Genomic DNA, 22,568 nt, shown 5'->3' with positions numbered 1-22,568 from the left:
GACAGACCAGGCAAGTGAACTAAAGCATGACTTCCGAGCTTCAAGCGCGCGCGCTGCACGTCCTCGAGACGGTCTTCGGCTATCCCGCCTTCCGCGGGCAGCAGGGAGAGATCGTCGAGCACGTGGCCAATGGCGGCGACGCCCTCGTCCTGATGCCTACCGGCGGCGGCAAGTCGCTGTGCTACCAGATCCCGGCGCTGCTGCGCGACGGGGTGGGCGTGGTCGTCTCGCCGCTGATCGCGCTGATGCAGGACCAGGTCGATGCGCTGGAAGAAGTCGGCGTGCGCGCCGCGTTTTTGAACTCGACGCAAACCTTCGAAGAAACCCTGCGCATCGAACGCCTGGTGCGCAGTGGCGAGATCGACCTGGTCTATGTGGCGCCCGAGCGCCTGCTGACCCAGCGCTGCCTCGAGCTGTTCGACGCCTCGACCATCTCGCTGTTCGCCATCGACGAGGCGCACTGCGTCTCGCAATGGGGCCACGACTTCCGGCCGGAATACATCCGCCTGTCGGTGCTGCACGAGCGCTATCCGAACATCCCGCGCATCGCCCTCACGGCCACGGCCGACCAGCAGACCCGCGACGAGATTGCGCACCGCCTGCAGCTGATTGATGCGCGCAAGTTCGTCTCTTCTTTTGATCGCCCGAACATCCGCTATTCGATCGTCGAGAAGACCACCGGCCGCAAGCAGCTGCTCGACTTCATCACCAGCGAGCACCCGCAGGATTCCGGCATCGTCTACTGCCTGTCGCGCAAAAAAGTCGAGGAAACCGCCGAGTTCCTGAACCAGAACGGCATTCGCGCCCTGCCCTACCACGCCGGCATGGAATACAGCGTGCGCGCCGCGAACCAGTCGCGTTTTCTCCGTGAAGACAACATCACGATGGTGGCCACCATCGCCTTCGGCATGGGCATCGACAAGCCGGACGTGCGCTACGTCTGCCACCTCGACCTGCCGAAAAGCCTCGAAGGCTATTACCAGGAGACCGGCCGCGCCGGCCGCGACGGCGCTCCCGCCAGCGCCTGGATGGCCTATGGCCTGCAGGACGTGGTGCTGCAGCGCCGGATGATCGACGAATCCGACGCCGACGAGACCTTCAAGCGCGTGCTGTCGATGAAGTTAGATGCCATGCTCGGCCTGTGCGAAACGCTCAGTTGCCGGCGCATGCGCCTGCTCGACTATTTCGGCGAGCGCTCCGGCCCCTGCGGCAATTGCGACACCTGCCTGATCCCGCCGGTGCAGGTCGACGGCACGGTGCCGATGCAAAAGCTGCTCTCCACCGTCTACCGGGTCGACCAGCGCTTCGCCGCCGGCCACGTGATCGACGTGCTGCGCGGCGCCCAGACCGAACGCATCAGCCAGTGGCACCACGACAAGCTCACCGTGTTCGGCGTCGGCGCCGACCGCTCCGAACAGGAGTGGCGCGCCATCGCGCGCCAGGCCATCGCGCTGGGCTTCGTCACGGTCGACCACGACGCCTTCAGCTCGCTCAAGCTGACCGACGCCGCCCGTCCCGTGCTCAAGGGCGAGCAGAAGGTGCAGCTGCGCCAGTACCAGAAACCGGTCAAGGCCAAGCGCCCGTCCTCGCGCGCCGCCGGCAGCTACGACGAAATCGAACTGTCGCGCTCCGAGCAGGCCATCTTCGAGCGCCTGCGTTCCTGGCGCATGGGCACCGCGCGCGAGCATGGCGTGCCGGCCTATGTCGTGTTCCAGGATGCGACCCTGCGCGAGATCGCCAAGGGCAAGCCGACCTCGCTCGATGCGCTGCGCGGCGTCTCGGGCGTGGGGGAAAAGAAGCTGGTGTCGTATGGCGATGAAATCGTCGCCATTATCAATGAGATGATGTAGTGTCCTAGGTTGGGAGCGACGCTCCAACGTTCAACCTACCGACACCCACATGGCCATCCCGACTCCCACCAGCACCACCGCCTCACCCGCCCAGGACGGCGCTCACGCACAGATCCCGGACAACGCCGCCAGCCTGCAGACCTTCGTCTTCGCGCTGTTCTTCGTCTTCGGCGGCATCACCAGCCTGAACGACGTCATCATCCCGAAGCTGAAGGACCTGTTCACCCTCAGCTATGCGCAGGCGATGCTGGTGCAGTCGGCCTTCTTCGCGGCCTATTTCGTGGTGTCGATCCCGGCGGCGGCCATTGTCCAGCGTATCGGCTACATGCGCACCGCCGTCACCGGCCTGGTCACGATGGCGGTCGGCTGCCTGCTGTTCATCCCGGCGTCGTCCTCGGGCATGTTCGCCACCTTCCTGCTGGCGCTGTTCGTGCTGGCGGCCGGCATCACCATCGTGCAGGTGGTGGCCAATCCCCTGATCTCGATGCTGGGCAAACCGCAAACGGCCCACAGCCGCCTCACTTTTGCGCAGGCCTTCAATTCGCTGGGCACCACGGTGTTCCCGTATGTCGGCGCGATCCTGATCCTGGGTTCCCTGGCGACGGTCGATCCCACGACGCTCAGCGGCGCCGCGCTCGACGCCTTCCGCGAGGAAGAAACCCGAGTGGTGGTGCACACCTATATTGGCCTGGCGATCGCGCTGGCGGTGCTGGCCGGCGCTGTCTGGCTGAACCGCGGCAAGCTGACCGAAACCCCGGCGCCCTCGGAAAACATCCTGGGTGCCTTCGGCCTGCTCAGGCAGCCGCGCTTCGCGCGCGGCGCGCTGTGCATTTTTCTCTACGTGGGCGCGGAAGTGGCGATCGGCTCGATCATCGTCAACTACCTGATGGAAGCCGACGTGCTGGGCCTGGGCGCCGAGGCGGCCGGCAAGCACGTGCCACTGTACTGGGGCGGCGCCATGGTCGGCCGCTTCATCGGCGCCGCGCTGCTGCGCATGTTCTCGCCGGGGAAAGTGCTGGCCTGCGCGGCCGGCATGACGATCCTGCTGTTGATCGTGTCGGCGAATACAACCGGCGCGCTATCCGGCTGGTCGCTGCTGGCCATCGGCCTGTTCAACTCGATCATGTTCCCGACCATCTTCTCGCTGGCCTGCGAAGGCCTGGGCAAGCGCGCGGCGGAAGGTTCGGGCGTGATCTGCGTGGCGATCGTCGGCGGCGCCATCGTGCCGCTGATCACGGGCTTCGCGGCCGATGCGGCGGGCCTGAAGATGTCGCTGGTGGTGCCGGCGCTGTGCTACGCGGTGATCTTGTATTTCGGGCTGTATGCGCGCAAGCCGCATATCGCCTGACCGTAGGGTGGGCGGCTACACCCGATATGGTGCGCCGTCCGCGCCGCAAATGCCGCCCGCGCGTTCAAATCACGGTGATGCTGACGGCGCGGCTGTTCTATTGCTTGTTGAACGCGCGGGCGGGAGACCCGCCCACCCTACGAACGGCCACCCGCAGGTTCCGCTTACTTCTTCGTAAACACCAGATCCCACACACCGTGCCCCAGCTTGAGCCCACGGTTCTCGAACTTGGTCAGCGGGCGGTAGGCCGGCTGCGGCGCATAGCCTTCGGCCGTATTCTGCAGCGCCGGCTCGGCTTTCAATACTTCCAGCATCTGCACCGCGTAGTCTTCCCAGTCGGTCGCGCAATGCAGGTAGCCGCCCGGCGCCAGCTTGTCGCATAACACCTTCACGAACGGCGGCTGGATCAGGCGGCGTTTGTTATGGCGCGCCTTGTGCCACGGGTCCGGGAAGAACACGTGCACGCCGTGCAGCGAGCCGTCGGGGATCATGTTGGCCAGCACCTCGACCACGTCGTGCTGGACCAGGCGCAGGTTCTCGATGCCCTGCTCGCCGATCTGCTTGAGCAGGCTGCCCACGCCGGGCGTGTGCACCTCGACGCCGATGAAATCCTTTTCCGGCATCAGGCGCGCGATGTGGGCCGTGGTGTCGCCCATGCCGAAGCCGATCTCCAGCACCACCGGCGCACGGCGTCCGAAGGCCGCTTCCATGTCGAGCGCTTCCTTCCTGTACTCGATCAGGAATTTCGGGCCGAGTTCTTCCAGCGCCCGCGCCTGCGCGGTCGACAGTCGTCCGGCGCGCGTGACGAAGCTGCGGATGCGGTGTTCGGTCGGGTCGTAAAGCATGGGCCGCGCCGGGCCGTTGGTGGGCGTATCAGAGGACATGGGGAGCAATGTGAGGGAAAAACGGCTGTCATTATAACGTAGGCGCCTGCCCAGGCCTGCGCCCCGCGGCGTGCGGATGCTCCGGCGCGCTATCCTGCATAATCGTGGTTTATCCCTAGCCGCACCGCCGGAGCCCCTGCCATGCATTCGACGAAACACCCGATCGCCCTCGATGACAATGTCGCGACCCTGCACCTGACTTCTCATCATTACGGCAAGGCCGGCGCGGGCAAGAAGGTGTACATCCAGGCCGCGATCCATGCCGACGAGGTGCCGGCCATGCTGGTCGCGCACTTGCTGCGCCAGCACCTGGAGCGGCTCGATGCCGAAGGCCGCATCAAGGGCGAAGTCATCCTGGTCCCGGCGGCCAATCCGCTCGGGCTGTCGCAGGTGCTGCACGGTGCGCCGTTCGGCCGCTACGACCTCTCGACCGGCCTGAATTTCAATCGCGCCTACCACCACGCCGCGGATGGGCTCAAGACCGCGCTCGAGGGCAAGCTGGGGCAGGACGCCGCCGCCAACGTGGCGCTGATCCGCGCGGAAGCCAGGCGCGGCGTCGACGCCTGGGAGCCGACCGACAACGCCGGCACGCTCAAGAAGACCCTGCTGTCGATGGCGATCGACGCCGACATCGTGCTCGACCTGCACTGCGATAACGAAGCGGTGCTGCACATGTACACCGGCACGCCGCTGGTGGACACCGTGCTGCCGCTGGCCGCGCTGATGGAAGCGCGCGTGCTGCTGGTGGCCAAGGCCTCGGGCGGCGAAGCCTTCGATGAAGCCTGCAGCCGCCTGTGGTGGGACCTGGCCGACCATTTCCCCGAGGCGGCCATCCCGCCTGCCTGCGTGGCCGTCACGGTCGAGCTGCGCGGCGAGAACGACGTCAGCTACGAGTATGCCGGCCAGGATGCCGCCGCCATCCTGCAATACCTGGCGCTACAGGGCGTGATCGACATGCCCCTGCGCCCCCTGCCCGGCGCCCTGTGCGGCCCCACGCCGCTCGATGCGGTCGAGCCGCTGCACGCGCCGCATGCCGGCGTGCTGGTGTTCCACAAGAAGCTCGGCGACCGGGTCGAGGCGGGCGAGCCGATCGCCGACGTCGTCAACCCGGTCAGCGGCAAGGTGACGACGGTGTCGAGCAGCCATGCCGGCTTGCTGTTCGCCAGCACCGCCCACCGCCACCTGCTGCGGGGGATGCACATCTGTAAAGTGGCGGGGGAAGAATCCTTCCGCTCGGGCAGCCTGCTATCAAATTAGCAAGTTATTGCGCGAAAACCAGAAGCGGGCTTGCCAGTTACAGGCCAATGGACTCAGGCGCTCAACAACAGAATGTGAAAAGTAAGGCCGTCCGGCCGATGTTAGTTTGCGCCAGCGCAAAGTGAAGTTAGCTGAGCCCGCAAAGATGTCTGTGTGGGCTTGGAGACAGGCATTTTCTATTGTCCACTCACTTCGACAAACAGCACATTGATGCTCTACCGGAGCCGGCGGTCGGGAAATATACCGGCACCAATATATCAGTCACGTCTGGAAAAAAATCGAGACGAGATATATCTCACTGCATCAGTGATGATAACTGATCTATTCAGAAGCAGTCCCGAAATCGCATCATCTATGATCTTTATCAAGGGTGTTTATCAAGGGAAGGTTATTCTTGACAAATATCAAGTCAGTGACTTGTGTTTTCCATGGCAAGCTCTACAGATTTCTGGAATACCTTGCGGCTTGCAATTTTCAGGTTTTCAAACGGCCAGGAGAGCATCATGCTGCAACATTACATTGGCAGAAGATATTTCCTTCGGAATTCAGCACTCGCACTCACGATTCCGGGGTTTCCAACGTCCCTTCTTGCGCAAACTGCTCTCTATAGACGTATGGAGTGGCAGGATTTCAAGACAACATCCCAATATGATTCGCTCTTAAACGCTATCCGCTTGATGAAAGCGAACACAAATGCTGCTGACCCGAACAGCTGGGCATACTGGACCAATGTTCATATCAGGTACTGTCCGCATGGGGTAGCATATTTCCTCGCCTGGCACCGTGGATATCTGTACTATTTCGAACGGCAGCTTCGGATTGTGTCCCAAAATCCCAGTCTCGTTCTTCCTTATTGGAATTACTATTCGAGCGCTACAATACCTGCCGAGTTCACCAACTCAAGCAGCACGAATCCCTTGTACGTTGAGCGCCTGAACACAAACGTGCGCCAGGCACTGACGCTCGCTCCATTTGCATCATCTGTGACAAATTTCCAACGTGGAACTGGCAATGCCTTTGAGCCAAGCCTTGAAAATGCTCCCCATAACCCGGTGCACGATATCATCGGGAATGTTATGTCTACGATGAATTCTCCTGTAGATCCTATCTTCTGGCTCCACCACGCAAACATTGACCGCCTATGGGTTGCCTGGGTAGCTGCAGGTGGTAAAAGAAGAATGCCTGCACAGACAAACGGGTACTGGTCTGGCAACCACACCTATGCCAATACGCTCACCCTGCCACGGAGGTCAACCTATGAGACGCGAATTGCCCTGCAGTATTCCTATCAAAATGAGGTAATGCCTAACAGTCTGCCCATTGCAGCCGCTGGTGGCGCGAGATTCGCCAAAGTACAGGCATCCCCCGGCAATCTGATGCGGTCGATTCCTGCTACCGGATCGTTCAGGATCAGCGGCCCACGGCCGATTGGTCCCGAGAATTTCTCGCTCGGCGGAGCAATGAATGTTGGTTTGGAGAAGAGGTCGATCAGCGCGCAACTTCCGGTCGACGGAGAGCATTGGTCTGCTTTGCAGGAAATTGCAAGGGGTAATGCGGCATCACTACGCGGCAATACCGTAAAGTTTCGGGGTGCGCATCTCGTACTCGATCAGGTCGAGCTTGCTGAAAACGGAAAAAACGGTGGCTACTTCTACCAGATCTATCTGAATGTACCCTCCGGTGAACCAGGCGAAAATAAACCGGTTTCACTACTATTAGGGACACTCGGCGCCTTCCAGATTCGCGGCGCTGCACACCACGGGCATGGTCCGGTCAAACTACGCTACTCTTTGCGCGACGTGCTGCCAACAACGCCGTCGCTGAAGGTGGGCATAGTTTCTATCTCGTTTGTACGGGTGGACGGTGACAATAGCCCTGTTGGCAAGACGATCGACGTGGGCGAAGTGCGCCTTGAATTGACCGCGGAAGAGTAGTCTAAGCGCCGAAAACCCCTCAGTACTCGACCGGAAATAAATGTAAATTTTGGCAAACAGAACCGGACGCGGTGTAAGGCGGCGAGTGCGCCGCAGTACGAGCACTGCAAGCAGAAGCCAACTCCGCAACGCGCCGGTTATGGCAGCCAAAACCGCATTTATTTAAGGGCGAGTACTTATCCTCAATGATCCCTGGCCAAGCAGTCAAGAATCTTGATACAACCCGATGCTGGCCGCTCACCGGCTTCCTTTTGGAGAAGCTTGTCCGCGAATACTTTTTATAATACCAATAGCTTTTCTGATATTTCGCCCAATACGATCTTGGCGGGTCGAGCGCGATATTGCAATGGCCTTGAAACGGGCGGCCTGTTGGGTTGCCCAGCATGGAACAGATATTTGCAAGTTCAGAAACTGATCTAATTTTGATCGATACACAGTAATACTGTTGAAGCTTAGGTTCTGAGCATGAAACCTCGCTTTGTGTGCACTGGCACCTCCCATCAGCCAACATTCCTCTCCGCCGAGCTCAATGCAATACAAAATAGCCGCCATCCAAATTTGATTACCCAGCATATACTGATCATATGCTGGATCATGGGCCGCAATCTGATGGAAGTGGCACTTTCCGACAGTCATCCACATTGCTCCCCCGCAGACCTTGTCGTCTATAGTTGCTAGCGCAATATGTCCATATTTTTTTAGCATCTTGAGCAATACCGTTTTCTCTACTTTCGCTGCATAGTCAGACTGCCCTTTCATCTGCATCCGTTTCGTTGCGTGCATGAGGATTGCATCAACGGCCCCCTCCTTGATGTCATTTTTTGAAACGAGCTCTATGCTATAAGTCGGATGAGCCGCCTTGATACTTTCATTTCCGTTCTTCAGTTGCTTCCTGAATTGCGGCCGTATCTTTTCAAGATATTTACTTTTCTCGTTCGGCAGAGAAATGATGTTTTCTTCAATTTCCGCAACCTGCTGAAATGCAAAAGGAAAGCTTGCCAGGCGCATGTTTAGTGCATAAAAGCAAATTACCCGCGCCGTTTTATAATGAGAAAATATAGCCTTGCAAAACGAAGAAAGCTGCTCCTCAGAGAAGGTGGATTGTTGGTTTGCAACTTTTATGAGATGGTTTTTCTTTCGAAACATAATCAATGTTTCGACTGAAGACCCACATCGCCTGACATAGGTGCTGATCCCTTCAAGGGATTCGTAAGCCTCTGTACGTTCCAATGTGCAATAAATATTCGAGTATAGCTGCTCCAGTGTCGCCGCAGCAAAATCCGGTATATGCTGTTCGTAGAACAGATACTCGAAAACTTTTGCATCGGCACTTGCGGATTCTTGGGAGTCTGCGATTTCCACATTTGGCTGTGTAGCTCGGATAAAGGTCTCACGGTTCATCGCAGCCCCCTTGATACCATACTCGGTTCACTCGATATTAAGTACTAATCACCTCCGCTCTTTGCGTGAGATCAATTAGAAGATAGTTCTATCGCAAATCGTCGATGACGAATGTATGCTTATCGACTATTACAACAGGATAGGGTGCATATATCCTAAGTCCGTGTCTCTGTCTTCAGGGCTTTCACCGCTTACCGACAGCAACAGTCTGGCGAACCGTCTTCGCAAGACCCGGTTGAAAGCTGCTGCAAGGATGGCGCCCGCGGGCGACAATCATGTATACGACGCTGTCTGCGCTTGAAGAATAGCGACTTGTTCGTGCTGGTTCCCGGGAGTATCGACATGAAGCAACGCGCATGCATCACCGCGGCCATGCTGGCTCTGGTTCCCTCGTTATCAGCAGCATTCCTGCCTGACACAGATCGCGTGGAATGGTTGCCAAGCATTGAGATCGCCAGCGGTGGCGGCGCCAAAGGCCCATGGCGGCAGAACGACTCGGCCTACGACTATGTCGATGACGGCACTGCGGCCTTCATTCCCGATGGCGCCATCGCGGTGGCCTGGGTGGACCAAGGCCGCAAGGACGTGCTGCTACAAGTGCTCGGCCTTAATGGCCGCCCGCGCGGCGCTGCCGTCAACGTCTCGCGCAACCCGGCTACTTTCTCCTGGCTGCCCCGCATCGTCAGCGCGGGGCCGGACACGCTGTACGTGCTCTGGCAGGAGATCATATTCTCGGGTGGCCCCCACGGCGGCGATATCCTGTTTGCGTATTCGACCGATGGCGGCCGCAGCTTCTCGGAACCGCGCAACCTGTCGTCCTCACGCGGTGGCGACGGCAAGGGGCGCCTGGACCGCGATACCTGGTCGAACGGCAGCCTGGATCTGGCGGCAGGCGCGGATGGCAGCGTGTATGCCGCGTGGACGGAGTATGACGGGATGTTGTGGCTGGCGCGTTCGCGCGATGGCGGCCGCAGCTTTTCGAAGCCCCAGCACATTGCAGGCGACACGAAACTGCCGGCGCGCGGTCCCTCGCTGGCCATCGGCGCTGCGTCCCGGATCTACCTCGCCTGGACCGTCGGCGAAGACCCGGACGCCGATATCCGCGTGAGCCATTCGAGCGACGGCGGCATCACCTTCGCGATGCCGCTCCTGGTCGGCGCGGACCGGGCACGCGCAGACATGCCGCGCCTTGCAGTGGACCATAAGGGCGCCCTGCACCTGGCGTATCTGGAACAGGTTGGGAACAGCCATGCCCGCGTTCGCTACGTCCGCACCGACCTCGCTGGCCTGCGCCTCGGCACGCCAGCTACCCTGTCACATGATGAAGGAGCGACGGCGGTGCATCTCGCCGCCGGCCAGGATGGGCACGCACAGGTTGTTTGGGAGCCGACGTCGCGCAAGGGCTTGTGGCAGTCGGCGACGGCGGGCTCTGGCTTCAGCCTGTATGGGCTCATCCCGCACACCGTACCTGGCGGAGGTGGCCGCAATGGCAGCCAGCAGGGCATGCTGGGGCAGAAGCTCGCCCTGCATCGGGACGGAACAATAGCGGTCGTGAACAGCAGCTTGGCGCCAGGACGCGGTAGCCGTGTATGGGTCGTGCGGGGACGTTTGCGGTGATTTGATCTGCTCGACGCTCGCCGTTGACAGCGGCCAACTTGCTCAAAATTCTACGACCCAACAATGGCCCATCATATCGAGGAGGGCCATGGGCTACTTTATCTATAGCGGGGACGTGGAAGAGCTGGAAGGGCACGCACCTTTCGGTGACGCCGAATGCGTAGCGCTGCCCAAAGAGACAACGTCGGAGGGCTGGACGGGATTCTGGCGAGCCGGCCCGCGCGTGCTCGACCTTCACTACCTGAACCCGGGTGCCGTCATCGCGAACTTCGTCATCGACAGTCAGGGCAGGGGCCGATTCCCCAACAGGCATCGCTACCACGCGGCGTTGTTCATCGGGTTCCGGCGAGCCGTATCCGGCAAGGTAACGAGCATCGAGGTAATGGACCAGTGGGTCGGGGCGCCTGTGCGGCGGCGCGACAAGCGTGCCTACAGCGCCGATGAGGCAAAACGGTACGGCATTGCACCGGCCGACAACGCCAACGAATTCTACGTCGTGGTGAAAGCATGAAGCTCCCGATTTTATTTTTGATGGCCATGGCGCCGCACGCGCACGGACAACCAATTGAGTGCCCGAAGTTTTACCCGTCGGAAGACACTATCCTTGCCGAGGTGCCCTACCGCCATCAGGGAAAAGGGGTGGTGGCAAAGGCGCGGCTGCGGGGTGCGTCGGCCTATCTCGGCGAATTCAACGGCCGGACAGAACTGCAGGGCGAACGCAAGGATGTGAAGGGGGGATTCGATGTGCAGCACGGGTTCTCGCCGGGCGAGCCGAAGTGGCTGGTCTGCACTTACGGGACTGGCGACATCTCGTGGTGGGAGCAGCTCGACAGCAAGTTCACCAGCTGCAAGCTCTCGGTGAGGAAGTCCGGAAACGATCCGCTCGATATCCGGATGGCTTGTCGGTGAGCTAGCACCCGTGCTATTGCGCTGCCAGTATCAGCGCGCCCTTCGGCCTTGAGGTGAGCCAGTGATAGCGATTGCTGCTGTGGACGGTCCAAGGAAGCGCCGCAAGAGAAGACATGGGTAATGCCAAGGCGGAATGATGGGAAGAAAAAACACGCGTAATTTGAACATGCCGCCACACATGCATCCACGGGTGCAGCGAAGCGGCAAGGTCTATTACTACATGTACCAGAAGGGGCTGGACGGAAAGCGGAAGGAGATCGCTCTCGGCGACGACTACATCCTGGCCCTGAAGAAGTATGCGGAGCTGAACGTGATCGTGGCGCCCACTGCCGGCGCGACGTTTGCGGATCTGGAGAAGCGTTACCTGGTCGACGTCGTTCCCAAGCTGGCCACCAGCTCGGCGCGCATGTACAAGTCCGACATCAAGCACTTGCTGGAGTCGTTTTCAGAAGCACCACTGAGCCAGATCAGGCCAATGCACATCAAGAGCTTCCTAGAAGACCACGCGGACAAGCCGACAACGGCGAACCGCTGCAAGCGCGTGTTCTCGACGATGTGGAACCACGCCCGCGGCTGGGGCTACACCGACCTGCCAAATCCCTGCGAGGGCATCCAGGGCTACTCGCTGAAGAAGCGGACCGTGTACATCAGTGACGTCGTCTACAAGGCCGTATGGGCCAGTGCAAGCGCGCCGCTGCAGGACGCAATGGACCTGGCATATCTAACTGGCCAGCGGCCAGCGGACGCGCTGAAGATGACCGTGCACGACATCGTCGACGGGCACCTGATCGTCACCCAGGAGAAGACCAAGCAGCCGCTGCGCATCAAGCTGGTCGGCGAGCTGGCCACGCTGCTCGAGCGCATTGAGACGCGGAAGGCTGGCCACAAGGTTGTGACTGCAGCCCTTCTGGTCAACGAACATGGGAAGCGCCTCACGGCGCCGACGCTGCGATCCCAGTTCGACAAGGCCCGAGCGACCGCTGCAGCAAAGACTCCAGCGCTGGCCAACGCGATCAAGGAATTCCGCTTCTATGACCTGCGCGCCAAGGCTGCTGACGATACTGCGGATGGACGGGGGCAGGAAGCTGCACGCGACTTGTTAGGTCACGACAGCGTTAAGACGACGCAGCGTCACTATCTGCGTCGAGGGAAAATTGTCACGCCGACCAAGTGATTGGCACATAAAGGTGGTGCCTTTCAGGTAGGCGTGAGTAAGCTCAACGCGCTCCGAGTCTTCGAGATCAACGTCTTAGCAGTCGCACTTTCCGTATCGCGAAGGTCCTGCGAAATTAATCCCTGCTGAAAAATTTTCTCAATCTCGACCAGCACGCGCTCAGCTTCTCGTATGGAGTTCATGCAGATATCTATCATGTGAATAGTACCCTCGCGCTGTTCGACTGCCTTTGGATCGTTCAGGTCAAGAAGTTCCAATGCAAATCGACCAGTATCAGTGCGAGCTTCCACTGTCCCAGCGCGGAACCTGAGATGACTCCACATCACATGGTCGCAGGGGTTTGGCACGAAACGATTAGAGCGACTGTCGGGTTCCCAGTAGTCGCCCTTCCTAGCATTGCATTGATTACAGCAATAGTAGAGGTTAGAGTATTCGGCACTCAGCGTTGGGAAGAGAGACTTTGGCCGGTAGTGATCAGCCCCAAAATAGCTTTCCCTAGTCGTATCCGGCATTCTGCAGTAGACACACTGTCGGCCGAATTCGATTTGTAGAAACGGTTTATACCGTTTGTAAGTTGCGTAGGCTGGTGGTACTTGCGATCGCGCTAACTTTGTCTTCGGATACGAAAACGGGTTCATGCGATCCCAAGACGTTGCCTCATTTGTGCGAGGCTATCCGTAACTTGCTCAACCTGATCGACTACCTGCGTCAGTATATCAACGTCCCGCTTCGTTACACGCGGCTGCAGACGACGAATCCGTTCAGTCACCAGGGCCAGCCTGGCGGAGTCTTCACGCGTAGGTTCACCCTCGTATTTTTTGGCTAGCAACGCCAATCTTGTATCACGCGCCGCGATGAGTTGGGACGCCCCAGCCGTCGGCTGCAGCTTCACCCCGGAGGCCACTGCCGATTTTTTCGAGCCAGTTTGCGTCGAAATGTCATGGCGAGCAATCTCGCGCGGCTTCACAATGACCGTATCAGTGGAGCTAACTGAAGCTTGCCTACGGCGCTCCGGCAAAGGCACCATGCCAGGATTGCGGTGCGCGTCCGGAGGGCGCCCTTTGTCTGAATAGGATTGAAAGTACGTAGGCTCAGTGACCGGAGTTACATCAAGATGAAAGTCCATGCCTACCTCTTATTCGAATTTTGGGGTGCTTCCAGGTACTCTCGAGCCTTGGTGCCAAGTGTCCAACTGAACAGCTCAAACTCTTGCTTGTGAAGAGTGTCGATTACCGAGGATGCCTCACTGACTTCGACATCTTGCGCTGAGAAGTCCATGTCAATTACGTATTCTTTGCGCCTACTTGAAGCATCGCCTGCCAGCCCATGATTGAGCAGATATCCGCCGAGCGCGGCTGGGCCAGCGATACGTCCTGAAAATTCTACCGCACCGCCAAATATTTCGCTTGAGTGAAGCCCTACTAACTCAGGGTTCAACCACTCGCTCACTCTGTCTGAACCTACCGGAATGACGTTGATGTAACGCAGTCCGATGCGCGTGAAATATTCGCTGTCGATCACTTCGGACGCAGCTCTCACCACCAACGCAAGTCGCTTTTGGAAGTTTTCGAAGGAGTCGTACTTTGTCGTCTCAAGAGTGATTGACGCGGCACGCAACGTCACGCTCCAGCCCGGCTTGAGTGAAGAGAATACGTGAAGGTGCGCCTTGTCCACACCGTTGACGCTAACACTAAGGTCGTCGTTGGCTTGGTAGACAGGGTAGTCTTTCCTCAACGCTTTCGCGAACGAAGGCGGAGGACGCATCCCTTCCAGTTCGAAGAGCGTCGGGAAGCGAAGTTCGCAGACAGCTTGGCGCAAGAAATTTTTAGCAAACCGCGCAGGTTCAGCGTGCGGTAGGGTCAAGTGTGTCGTTGAAGTCATCGTAGAAGTCGGTCCTGTTGAACAGAGCTTGAGCTGAGCGATGTTTCCATTTGTAAACGTCACAGCAAGCGCATTATGCCATGTCTTTTTTGCTCTCACACAAAATGTTGAAAAAACGCAAGTAAGCGTTGCAGCTCTACACTCGATGGGTTCAGTCTCTGCGGATGAGGCCGACACGCATGGGCGGGTGCGCCGTCTCACCGGCTACTGAGCGCGAATTTGTGGAGCGGTTGAGATTTTGTGGAGCGAGGAAAACGGAAGTTTGAACACTTTTCACTGGAGCGGGTGAAGGGAATCGAACCCTCGTCGTAAGCTTGGGAAGCTTCTGCTCTACCATTGAGCTACACCCGCGTGCCCTCGCATCCTACACTTGTTGGGTTTCTTTGACAAATTCCTAATGTGACCAACTGAAAACAAAACGCCCGATGCAGCGCACCGGGCGTTTTGTTTTCCTCGAACCGGCGAAGATTACTTCGACAGCTTGCGGCGGCGTGCCGCCAGCAGGCCGGCCAGGCCGAGGCCCAGCAGGGCCAGCGGGCCTGGTTCGGGCACTTGCACGTTGATGGCGCTGCGCGCCACTTCGATGCCGTCGCGCAGGGCGATCAGGGCGAAGCTGTACTGGCCGACCGCCATCGGATCGAACGCGCCGGCTGGCGGTGGGGTGATGATGCCTGGCAGGTTCGCCGACAGGAAGCTGAACGCCAGGTTCTGCGAGTTCTCGTGGGTGGTGCCGCCGACGAACGGGGTCAGGTTCCACATGCCCATGCGCGACGAATCGGTGCCGATGCCGGCATCGAAGTCGTACAGCAAGGCATAAGTCAGGCCATTGTTGGCCAGGTTTTGCGCGCTGTCGTGGATGTAGTAATTGAAGTTCCAGGTCGCGCGCGGCGGCATGCCCGGGGTGCTGCCGGTGTTGGCGAAATAGGTGCCGGCGCCGTCATGGCGCAGGTTCGGGCCGATCAGGCGCTGGGTTGCCGCCATGCCCAGGGTCAGCGAACCGTAGGTCGTGATCGCCGACGGGTCGGTCGGGATACCTTTGCCGCCATAAGTGGCGCCGGCAAGGTTCGAGAACGTCGTGTAGGTCGGGGTGACCGGCGCGGCGATGGCAGCAAACGAGGCGGAGGTCAGGACAAGTGCGGCAAGCAGGCGTGATACGGTCAACATGGGATCCCTAGGTTAAACAACTGTTATTAAAAGTGTCCCCAGGGATAAGCAATTTTCGCGCCAGAAATTGTTTGCATTGAAAAATTCAATAAAATCAATCAGTTATAATTTCTTCACTCTTTATTGCCAAATCTACTGTAAAAATTCCCGACGGAAATTTCACTTATTCTGGCTGCTCGACCTTGTACCCCTTCGCCGCCAGCATCGCCAGCATGCCCTTCGGATTGAGCACGTCCTTCATCGCCAGCACGGCGAAGGTCGAGGCATTCCTGGCCAGCGCCGCCTCGGCATTGGCCACCCACATGGCGCGCAGGCGCGGCTCCGCGCCCTGGAAGGTCGGGTTGTCGCGCACGGCGGCGCTGTTCATGATGACGTTGGTGCAGCTCTCCTGCTGGTCGACGAAATCGAGCTTGCGGATGACGTCGATGTCGCCCTTGGCCCAGGCATTGGCGCGCAGGCGCATGCCCTCGATATCGGTCTCCAGGCGGCTCAATGTGGCGGCGAAGCAGGCCGCATCGTCGAGCGGCGACTTCTTGAAGTCCTTGATGACGCTGCGCGCGTTCTCGATCGGCAGCGAGAGCACGGTTTTCGTGACGGTGAGCTTCCTGGCGTCGACGATCTTCTCGACCTGCTTGCGGACATCGGTGCTGGTGGTGAGGCCGGCCTGCTTCATGGCGGCGCTGAATAATTGATTTGCCACGAAGACCGGACGCTCGCGCTCCTTGTTCTTGGGCAGGTATTTTTCCTTGAGCGGCAGCCAGCGCGCGTAGATGTCGGCCGGGAGCACGTCGCGCAGGGTGGCGCCGTCGGGATTGTCGTTGATGCCGATGAGCAGGGGCAGCGCCATCAGGCCCTGGACATAGCCGATGTCGACCTTGCCCAGCGGCGGGGCCAGGTATTCCTGCGAGCGCCCGATGACGGCTTCGACCTCGTGCGAGCGCCAGTTCATCTTGACCGGCAGCGGCGAATAGGTCCCGAAGATCCACAGCACGTGGTCGTCCTTCGACACCTTCCACATGCCGGGGCCGGGCTTCTGGCCGACCACCAGGATCTGCTCCGGCGCGGCTTGCGCCTCGGCGGCTTCCGCGGTGACTGCAGGCGCGGCTGCCGGATCGGCCGACTGGGCCAGGGCCGGCGCTGCGACGAAGGCCAGGCACAGCGCCGGCAAGAGTGCGAATTTCAGCATCAGGACATCCTTGTTGTTGGTTGTCCGTCAAGCTTAGCTCTGCAATATGAGCCGATCCTTAAACCCGGCAGCGCGCCTTCATTTCATGCCGCCTGCATGCCCAGGCGTGCAGGTGCCGGACGCGCGGCGGCCTGCGGACGCGTGCTGCTTTCGAGCTTGAACTCGCCCACCAGCGCGACCAGGGTGGCGGCCTGCTGCTGCAGGCTCTCCGCCGCCGCTGCCGCTTCTTCCACCAGCGCCGCGTTCTGCTGGGTCACGCCGTCCATCTGCACGATGGCCTGGTTGACCTGGCCGATGCCGGTGCTCTGCTCCGCGCTCGCGGCGCTGATCTCGGCGACGATGTCGCTGACGCGGCGCACGCTGGCCACCACGTCGCCCATGGTCTTGCCGGCTTCGGCCACCAGGTCGGTGCCGACGCTGACTTTTTGCACCGAGTCGCCGATCAGGGTCTTGATCTCCTTGGCGGCGGCGGCGCTGCGCTGCGCCAGGTTGCGCACCTCGGTGGCGACGACCGCGAAGCCGCGGCCCTGCTCGCCGGCGCGCGCCGCTTCGACGGCGGCGTTCAGCGCCAGGATATTGGTCTGGAAAGCGATGCCGTCGATGACGCCGATGATGTCCACGACTTTCCTGGACGAGTCGCTGATCGAGGCCATCGTGGTCACCACCTGGGCCACCACGTCGCCGCCGCGCACGGCGATCGCGCTGGCCGATTCGGCCAGCTGGTTGGCCTGGCGCGCGTTGTCGGCGTTCTGCTTGACGGTGCCGTTGAGTTCTTCCATCGAGGCCGCGGTTTCTTCCAGCGCGCTGGCCTGCTGCTCGGTGCGCACCGACAGGTCGGCATTGCCCTGGCGGATTTCGCTCGATGCCACGGCCACTGCGCCCGAGCTGGTGGTGACGCGCGCCAGCACGTCCTGGATCTTGGCGACGAAGCCGTTGAAGCCCGCCGCGATCTGCGCCAGTTCATCCTTGCCGCGCGCGTCGAGGCGTGCGCTCAGGTCGGCATTGCCGCTGGCGAGGTCGGTCATGGTGGCGCTCAGCTTGCGCAGCGGCAGGGTCAGGCGGCGCAGCACCATTACCATGACGAAGGCGGCGGCGATGGCGCAGATGATGGAGACGATCGCCGCATAGCCGGCCAGTTTGCGCGAGGACGCGGTCGCCACGCTTTCCGGGAATTCGAGCGAGATCGACCACGGCGCGATGTCCGCGTGCAGGCGCACCGGCTGCAGAATGTGGACGATGCCCTTGGTGTCGATGTACTGGTAGGCCTTGCCGTTCTTGACGGCGTCGAGCGCGGCTGCCGGCAGCTCGTCCGCCTTCTTGCCGTTGCGCTCCGCGATCGGGTGGCTGGCGTACAGCCCGCCGTTCGAGACCAGCGCCAGCGAACCGCCTTCGATGAATTTCATGCCGGCCAGGATGGCCGTCAGCCTGGTCAGCTGGAAGTCGGCCGCGGCCACGCCGATGACCTTGCCATCGACCTTGACCGGCGCCGCCACCGATGCCAGCAGGACGTTCTTGCCGTCCATCGGATATTGATAGGGCTCGGTGAAATGCAGCTTGCCGCTGGCCTTCGGGATGTCATACCAGTCGTTGGCGCCCGCCGTGGGCAGGAACACGATCGGCTCGATCTTCGGGCTGCCGTCGGCGCCGCGGGTGAAGTACGGCATGTGGCGGCCGGAGGCGTCGTAGTGGGGCGCCTTGCCGGCGAACTCCGCGTCCTTGCCGTCGAGCGCATCCGGCTCGAAGGTGATCGACATGCCGACGAAATCGGCATTGGCGCGCAGCGTATTCCAGGCGATGTCGTTGACCTGGTCGCGCTGCAGCGGCAGTGCCGAGGCGCGGGTGGCTTCCAACGCGACCGACACGGAACGCACCACGGTCAGGTTGGCGCCGATGCGGCCTTCCAGCGCCGCGGCGGCTTCGCGCGCCGAGGTGCGGGCCTGCTCGAACGCGGCCTCCTCCGCGCTGCGGCTGCTCTTGATACCGATGAAGGCCGAGGTGGCGCCGAGGCTGAGCACCACCAGTGCGGTGGCGGTTGCGCAGATCTTGGCGGTCAGCGAAAGGGAAACGCCACGCGAGCGGCGGGACTGCGTCTTGTCAGGCATGGTGGTCTCTTATCAGAAAGTACGGGCCAGGCTCACGGCGAGCGTGCCCTTGGCGGGATTGGAGATGGCAAGGGCGCCGCCGGCGCGCGGCACGCCGGTGGTGTAGCGGTCGTAGGCATCGGTGGCGCCCCAGGCGCGGGTGTACGCGCCGGCGACGCTCCAGCCGCCGTCGAACGACTTCGTGACGCCGGCCTTGGCATCGCGCCAGTTCCAGATGTCGTTCCCGCTGCCGGCCACGCGGCCGTCGCCAAGATGCAGGTTGAGGGTGTAGCCGCCGCCCAGGTCCTGGTTGGCGCCGATGTCCAGGTAGCCGGTGCCGCGTGCGTTCGTGATGCCGAAGAAATCGCGCGACACGGTGCGGGCATACTTGGCGTAGAACGGGCCGTAGCTCACGCCCGGCACCAGTTCGGTGTAGTCGTATTTGATTCCGGCCAGGCTCGCGCCCGGATAGCGGTAGTGGAAGGCCATCAGGCTGACGCCGACCGGCCCGATCGTGCCGGTATAGCCGCCGTACAGATCCCATTCGACGTGGCCGCCTTCGATGAAACGGTCGCTCACGGTCGAGGCCCAGGTGCCGGCCGACCAGCCGCTCGCGTGCACCGCGTCGACGCCGGCCTGCAGCGCTGGACGGCCCCAGCTCTGGCGCATGCCGCGCGAGACGTATTGCGAAGTGAGGGTCACCGTGGAAGTGACGGCAAGCGCCGCCGATGGGGCCACGGGCGCGGCCTCGTCGGCATGAGCGGCCGACATGGCCAGCAATAGAACGGAAACCGGCAGCAGCCGGGAAAGTACAGGTGTCATGGGAATCTCGTGAAGGTCCGGTGGGCGCGTTGCTGGCGGCGGAAATAGCGCCATACAACGGCTCAGCAATTAGTGCCGTACGGAAATTTTACGGGACAAAAGTGGAAATTCACGAAAATGTGACGAGTTCGACAAGAAGAAATTTACAAATTGCGTCGTCGGCGCAACAGCTTGTTCCAAGCGCTGGAACGATGTTTTATTGAACGGGCTGCACCAGCAGGTCGTGCGCCAGTTGCAATCCTCGCACCATGCTTGAAAACGCCTCCTGCCTGGCCGCTTCGTCGGGCACGCGCAGCACATACGACGGATGGTAAATGGTCACCACCCAGCGCCCTTCGTGCCAGACTGGCTTGTCGAGCGTGTCCTTGAGCGTGACCGTGCCTTTGCCCAGCACCGACTTGAGCGCGGTGGAGCCCATGGCGACGATGACCTTGGGCTTGACCGCCGCCAGCTCTTTCTCGAGCCAGTAATGACAGGCCTCGACCTCGCGCTGGGCGGGGGTCTTGTGGATGCGGCGCTTGCCCTTGGGCTCCCACTTGAAGTGTTTCACGGCGTTGGTGAGGTAGACCGTCTTGCGGTCGACATCGGCCTGGGCGAACACGCGGTCGAGCAGCTTGCCGGCCGGGCCCACGAAAGGCTTGCCGGCCAGGTCTTCCTGGTCGCCCGGCTGCTCGCCCACGATCATGATCGGCGCACGCTCGGCCCCTTCGCCGGGGACGGCCTGGGTGGCGTACTGCCACAGCTCGCAGCGCCGGCATTCGTCGAGCTTGGAGGGCTGCTCGCGGTCGGGCTGCGCCCGTTCGGCGGAGATGGGAATGGTGGCGCCGCTCTTGCGGCCAAGGGTCTCTACCTGTCCGATCTTGCGCGCGCCGAGTTCGGCCTGGCTCACCATCGAGGGCACGATCGCGCCCTCCGGCAGGTTTTTCCAGAAGCGCGAGGGGATGTGGCTTTGCATCAGCTGGGCATTGACGCGCGCCGGGTTGAAGATGCTGCGGTAATAGGTGAGCCACAGGGCTTCGCCGGCATCGTCAAGGTCGGCCGCACTCGACATCAGGGGGCCGGTATTGTGCAGCGTGGCGCCATCCCAGAGCACGCTGGCCTCGGGCGTGGCGATCATCCAGCTGGTCTTGCCCATGCGCGCCACGAAATGCCCGGCCACCTGCGGCAGCACGTCGTGGGCCGGTTCGAACCAGGCCACGAAGCGCGGCGCGCCGGCCTCGATCGGACGCTCGCGGAACCGGATATAGGCATGCATGTCGTGCTCCTCGCGCCGCACCGCCTTGACCATGCCATGCAGGCGCGATCCGTCCGGGTCGGCCGGCGACTGCACGTCGTGCTCACCCTGCTGCCAGCGCCACAGCACCCGGTAGAGGAAGGCCCAGCGGTCGGGGGCGCGGAAGCAGGCGGCTTTCTGCAGCATCTCGAGCAAGGCGCGCGGCACGACGGTTGCGGCCTGTTTCGGCGACTGCGCCTGTTGCGGTGGGATGGCGTCATTCTGCGATTGCAGGCCAGGTGCCGGCGCACCCGAGAACAGGTCGCCGCTGCCGGCGGCATCCGGCGTATTCCAGGTGACCGCTTCGGGCGGCACGCCTGCCCGGAGCAGTTCGCGCGCTTGCGCGCGCCACTCGCCGAAGCCGTTCACCTGCAGCGGCTGGCCGCGCGCGGCCATGGCGGCCGGCCCGTTCATGCTGCCTGCAGTTCCGGCCACAGGTTCATCTGCTCGGGCGCATCGGCCAGGTGGCGGCGCAGGATGTGCGAACTGGCTGCGCCCTGCACCGGCTTGTAGTCGGCCGTGATGATGAAGGGCGCCAGCTTCTTCATGCTGCAGCGCAGGCGCGACAGGTCTTCCCAGCGCACGCGGCGGATGCGGCGCAGGTCGATGATGCGCCGGGCGTTACGCAGGCCGATGCCGGGCACGCGCGCGATCATGGTTTCGTCGGCGCGGTTCAGGTCCATCGGGAAGTGCTCGCGGTTGGTCAGCGCCCAGGCCAGCTTGGGGTCGACGTCGAGCGCGAGGTTGCCCGCTTCGGGCATGAGTTCGCCCACCGTGAAGCCGTAGCCGCGCAATAAAAAGTCGGCCTGGTACAGGCGGTGCTCGCGCAGCAAGGGCGGCGGCGCCAGCGGCACGCTCTTCGGGCTTTGCGGGATCGGGCTGAAGGCCGAGTAATACACGCGCTTGAGCTTGTAGCTGCCATAGAGGGTTTCGGCCGTGTTCAGGATGGTCTGGTCGTCGCTCGCGTCGGCGCCGACGATCATCTGCGTGCTCTGGCCGGCCGGCGCGAAAGCGGGCGCCTTCGGCTCCTCGGCCTTTTCGTCGAGCTTGCGGCGGATCGAGCCCATCGCCAGCTTGATCGTGTGGACGTTTTTCTCCGGCGCCAGGCGGCTCACGCTGTCGTGGGTCGGCAGCTCGATGTTGACCGACAGGCGGTCGGCCCAGCGTCCGGCCTCGGCGATGAGCAGCGGGTCGGCATCGGGGATGGTCTTCAGGTGGATATAGCCGCGGAAGTTGTGCACTTCGCGCAACTGGCGCGCCACCGCCACCAGCTGCTCCATCGTGTAGTCGGACGACTGGATGATGCCCGAGCTCAGGAACAGGCCGTCGATGTAGTTGCGAATGTAGAAGTCGTGCGTGAGCTTGACCACTTCGTCGACCGAGAAGCGGGCGCGCGGCACGTTCGAGCTGCGGCGGTTGATGCAGTACTGGCAGTCGTAGACGCAGAAATTGGTGAGCAGGATCTTGAGCAGCGAGACGCAGCGCCCATCCGGCGTATAGCTGTGGCAAATGCCCATGCCGGTGGTGGCGCCCAGGCCATCCATGCCCTCGGAACCACGTTTCGGCGCGCCACTGCTGGCGCAGGACGCGTCGTATTTCGCGGCGTCGGCAAGGATTTCCAGCTTGTCGTTGAGTTCCATCGTGAGCAATCGGACTGTATGGGCATACAGTATACTATCGCTGGATTGAGCACGGGATGGGTTGCGCGTTTGAGGCGGTTCAAAAGTGGTGCAAGGATGCGTGATTGGTACGCGCCGAACTTGGGTCCCGGCCTCCGCCGGGAGCCA

The 22,568-nt window shown here is 61.4% G+C and carries 19 protein-coding genes and 1 tRNA gene; 8 read left to right on the top strand and 12 right to left on the bottom strand.

The window, feature by feature from the left end:
* Positions 1-26: 26 nt before the first annotated feature.
* Both recQ and AC56LR_RS13810 read left to right on the top strand, forming a co-directional pair.
* Positions 27-1,850, top strand: a complete 1,824-nt coding sequence (gene recQ, locus AC56LR_RS13815) for a DNA helicase RecQ (RefSeq protein ID WP_497131164.1) — start codon at positions 27-29, stop codon at positions 1,848-1,850.
* Between the two features lie 49 nt (positions 1,851-1,899).
* The gene (locus AC56LR_RS13810; protein ID WP_497131163.1) at positions 1,900-3,198 is read left to right on the top strand and encodes a sugar MFS transporter; all 1,299 of its coding nucleotides are present in this window, start codon (positions 1,900-1,902) and stop codon (positions 3,196-3,198) included.
* Between the two features lie 164 nt (positions 3,199-3,362).
* Here AC56LR_RS13810 and trmB read toward each other — a convergent pair whose 3' ends face one another.
* Entirely contained in the window at positions 3,363-4,043 is a 681-nt protein-coding gene (gene trmB, locus AC56LR_RS13805) for a tRNA (guanosine(46)-N7)-methyltransferase TrmB (RefSeq protein ID WP_497131161.1), read from the bottom strand.
* A gap of 180 nt (positions 4,044-4,223) precedes the next feature.
* Between trmB and AC56LR_RS13800 the strand changes: the two genes are divergently transcribed.
* Positions 4,224-5,339, top strand: coding sequence for a succinylglutamate desuccinylase/aspartoacylase family protein (locus AC56LR_RS13800; RefSeq protein ID WP_497131160.1), 1,116 nt, complete (start codon positions 4,224-4,226; stop codon positions 5,337-5,339).
* Positions 5,340-5,842: 503 nt separating this feature from the next.
* The gene (locus AC56LR_RS13795) at positions 5,843-7,273 is read left to right on the top strand and encodes a tyrosinase family protein (protein WP_497131158.1); all 1,431 of its coding nucleotides are present in this window, start codon (positions 5,843-5,845) and stop codon (positions 7,271-7,273) included.
* Positions 7,274-7,510: 237 nt separating this feature from the next.
* Here AC56LR_RS13795 and AC56LR_RS13790 read toward each other — a convergent pair whose 3' ends face one another.
* Entirely contained in the window at positions 7,511-8,674 is a 1,164-nt protein-coding gene (locus AC56LR_RS13790) for a GNAT family N-acetyltransferase (protein WP_497131156.1), read from the bottom strand.
* A gap of 297 nt (positions 8,675-8,971) precedes the next feature.
* Between AC56LR_RS13790 and AC56LR_RS13785 the strand changes: the two genes are divergently transcribed.
* The 4 genes from AC56LR_RS13785 (at position 8,972) to AC56LR_RS13770 (ending at position 12,374) form a co-directional block, all read left to right on the top strand.
* Positions 8,972-10,291 (top strand): sialidase family protein, encoded by a 1,320-nt coding sequence (locus AC56LR_RS13785; protein WP_497131154.1) that lies wholly within the window; start codon positions 8,972-8,974, stop codon positions 10,289-10,291.
* 88 nt (positions 10,292-10,379) lie between these two features.
* Entirely contained in the window at positions 10,380-10,802 is a 423-nt protein-coding gene (locus AC56LR_RS13780) for a BPSL0067 family protein (RefSeq protein WP_497131153.1), read from the top strand.
* Positions 10,799-11,200, top strand: coding sequence for an STY0301 family protein (locus tag AC56LR_RS13775; protein WP_497131152.1), 402 nt, complete (start codon positions 10,799-10,801; stop codon positions 11,198-11,200). The genes AC56LR_RS13780 and AC56LR_RS13775 overlap by 4 nt, the downstream gene beginning before the upstream one ends.
* 166 nt (positions 11,201-11,366) lie before the next feature.
* On the top strand, positions 11,367-12,374 hold the full coding sequence (locus AC56LR_RS13770) for a tyrosine-type recombinase/integrase (protein ID WP_497131150.1): 1,008 nt from the start codon (positions 11,367-11,369) through the stop codon (positions 12,372-12,374).
* A gap of 23 nt (positions 12,375-12,397) precedes the next feature.
* Here AC56LR_RS13770 and AC56LR_RS13765 read toward each other — a convergent pair whose 3' ends face one another.
* From AC56LR_RS13765 to AC56LR_RS13720, 10 genes are all read right to left on the bottom strand, one after another.
* Positions 12,398-13,012 (bottom strand): HNH endonuclease, encoded by a 615-nt coding sequence (locus AC56LR_RS13765; protein ID WP_497131148.1) that lies wholly within the window; start codon positions 13,010-13,012, stop codon positions 12,398-12,400.
* The gene (locus AC56LR_RS13760) at positions 13,009-13,500 is read right to left on the bottom strand and encodes a hypothetical protein (protein ID WP_497131146.1); all 492 of its coding nucleotides are present in this window, start codon (positions 13,498-13,500) and stop codon (positions 13,009-13,011) included. Before AC56LR_RS13760 ends, AC56LR_RS13765 begins: the two co-directional genes overlap by 4 nt.
* A 2-nt stretch (positions 13,501-13,502) precedes the next feature.
* Positions 13,503-14,237 (bottom strand): TIGR04255 family protein, encoded by a 735-nt coding sequence (locus AC56LR_RS13755; RefSeq protein WP_497131145.1) that lies wholly within the window; start codon positions 14,235-14,237, stop codon positions 13,503-13,505.
* 295 nt (positions 14,238-14,532) lie between these two features.
* Positions 14,533-14,606: transfer RNA gene (locus AC56LR_RS13750), tRNA-Gly, on the bottom strand.
* Between the two features lie 117 nt (positions 14,607-14,723).
* A complete protein-coding gene (locus AC56LR_RS13745; protein WP_497131144.1) occupies positions 14,724-15,419 on the bottom strand; it encodes a PEP-CTERM sorting domain-containing protein in 696 nt (231 codons plus the stop codon).
* A 163-nt stretch (positions 15,420-15,582) separates the two neighbouring features.
* Entirely contained in the window at positions 15,583-16,605 is a 1,023-nt protein-coding gene (locus tag AC56LR_RS13740; RefSeq protein WP_497131142.1) for a TraB/GumN family protein, read from the bottom strand.
* A gap of 83 nt (positions 16,606-16,688) precedes the next feature.
* A complete protein-coding gene (locus tag AC56LR_RS13735; protein ID WP_497131140.1) occupies positions 16,689-18,707 on the bottom strand; it encodes a methyl-accepting chemotaxis protein in 2,019 nt (672 codons plus the stop codon).
* 12 nt (positions 18,708-18,719) lie between these two features.
* The gene (locus AC56LR_RS13730) at positions 18,720-19,508 is read right to left on the bottom strand and encodes a TorF family putative porin (RefSeq protein ID WP_497131139.1); all 789 of its coding nucleotides are present in this window, start codon (positions 19,506-19,508) and stop codon (positions 18,720-18,722) included.
* Positions 19,509-19,704: 196 nt separating this feature from the next.
* Complete coding sequence (locus AC56LR_RS13725) at positions 19,705-21,195, bottom strand: UdgX family uracil-DNA binding protein (RefSeq protein WP_497131137.1); 1,491 nt, start codon at positions 21,193-21,195, stop codon at positions 19,705-19,707.
* Complete coding sequence (locus AC56LR_RS13720; protein ID WP_497131135.1) at positions 21,192-22,421, bottom strand: putative DNA modification/repair radical SAM protein; 1,230 nt, start codon at positions 22,419-22,421, stop codon at positions 21,192-21,194. The genes AC56LR_RS13725 and AC56LR_RS13720 overlap by 4 nt, the downstream gene beginning before the upstream one ends.
* Positions 22,422-22,568 lie beyond the last annotated feature (147 nt).

This window comes from Telluria sp. ZT3P39 (genome assembly GCF_059685935.1).
The sequence above is the reverse complement of the archived record's forward strand: the minus strand, read 5'-3'. Positions and strand labels throughout refer to the sequence as shown.

Coding starts and splice junctions, on each gene's coding strand:
- AC56LR_RS13775 (WP_497131152.1), top strand. CDS start 10,799: ATGAAGCTCCCGATTTTATTTTTGATGGCCATGGCGCCGCACGCGCAC.
- AC56LR_RS13800 (WP_497131160.1), top strand. CDS start 4,224: ATGCATTCGACGAAACACCCGATCGCCCTCGATGACAATGTCGCGACC.
- AC56LR_RS13725 (WP_497131137.1), bottom strand. CDS start 21,195: ATGAACGGGCCGGCCGCCATGGCCGCGCGCGGCCAGCCGCTGCAGGTG.
- AC56LR_RS13770 (WP_497131150.1), top strand. CDS start 11,367: ATGCCGCCACACATGCATCCACGGGTGCAGCGAAGCGGCAAGGTCTAT.
- AC56LR_RS13735 (WP_497131140.1), bottom strand. CDS start 18,707: ATGCCTGACAAGACGCAGTCCCGCCGCTCGCGTGGCGTTTCCCTTTCG.
- AC56LR_RS13745 (WP_497131144.1), bottom strand. CDS start 15,419: ATGTTGACCGTATCACGCCTGCTTGCCGCACTTGTCCTGACCTCCGCC.
- AC56LR_RS13740 (WP_497131142.1), bottom strand. CDS start 16,605: ATGCTGAAATTCGCACTCTTGCCGGCGCTGTGCCTGGCCTTCGTCGCA.
- recQ (WP_497131164.1), top strand. CDS start 27: ATGACTTCCGAGCTTCAAGCGCGCGCGCTGCACGTCCTCGAGACGGTC.
- AC56LR_RS13780 (WP_497131153.1), top strand. CDS start 10,380: ATGGGCTACTTTATCTATAGCGGGGACGTGGAAGAGCTGGAAGGGCAC.
- AC56LR_RS13760 (WP_497131146.1), bottom strand. CDS start 13,500: ATGGACTTTCATCTTGATGTAACTCCGGTCACTGAGCCTACGTACTTT.
- AC56LR_RS13720 (WP_497131135.1), bottom strand. CDS start 22,421: ATGGAACTCAACGACAAGCTGGAAATCCTTGCCGACGCCGCGAAATAC.
- AC56LR_RS13810 (WP_497131163.1), top strand. CDS start 1,900: ATGGCCATCCCGACTCCCACCAGCACCACCGCCTCACCCGCCCAGGAC.
- AC56LR_RS13730 (WP_497131139.1), bottom strand. CDS start 19,508: ATGACACCTGTACTTTCCCGGCTGCTGCCGGTTTCCGTTCTATTGCTG.
- AC56LR_RS13765 (WP_497131148.1), bottom strand. CDS start 13,012: ATGAACCCGTTTTCGTATCCGAAGACAAAGTTAGCGCGATCGCAAGTA.
- AC56LR_RS13795 (WP_497131158.1), top strand. CDS start 5,843: ATGCTGCAACATTACATTGGCAGAAGATATTTCCTTCGGAATTCAGCA.
- trmB (WP_497131161.1), bottom strand. CDS start 4,043: ATGCTTTACGACCCGACCGAACACCGCATCCGCAGCTTCGTCACGCGC.
- AC56LR_RS13790 (WP_497131156.1), bottom strand. CDS start 8,674: ATGAACCGTGAGACCTTTATCCGAGCTACACAGCCAAATGTGGAAATC.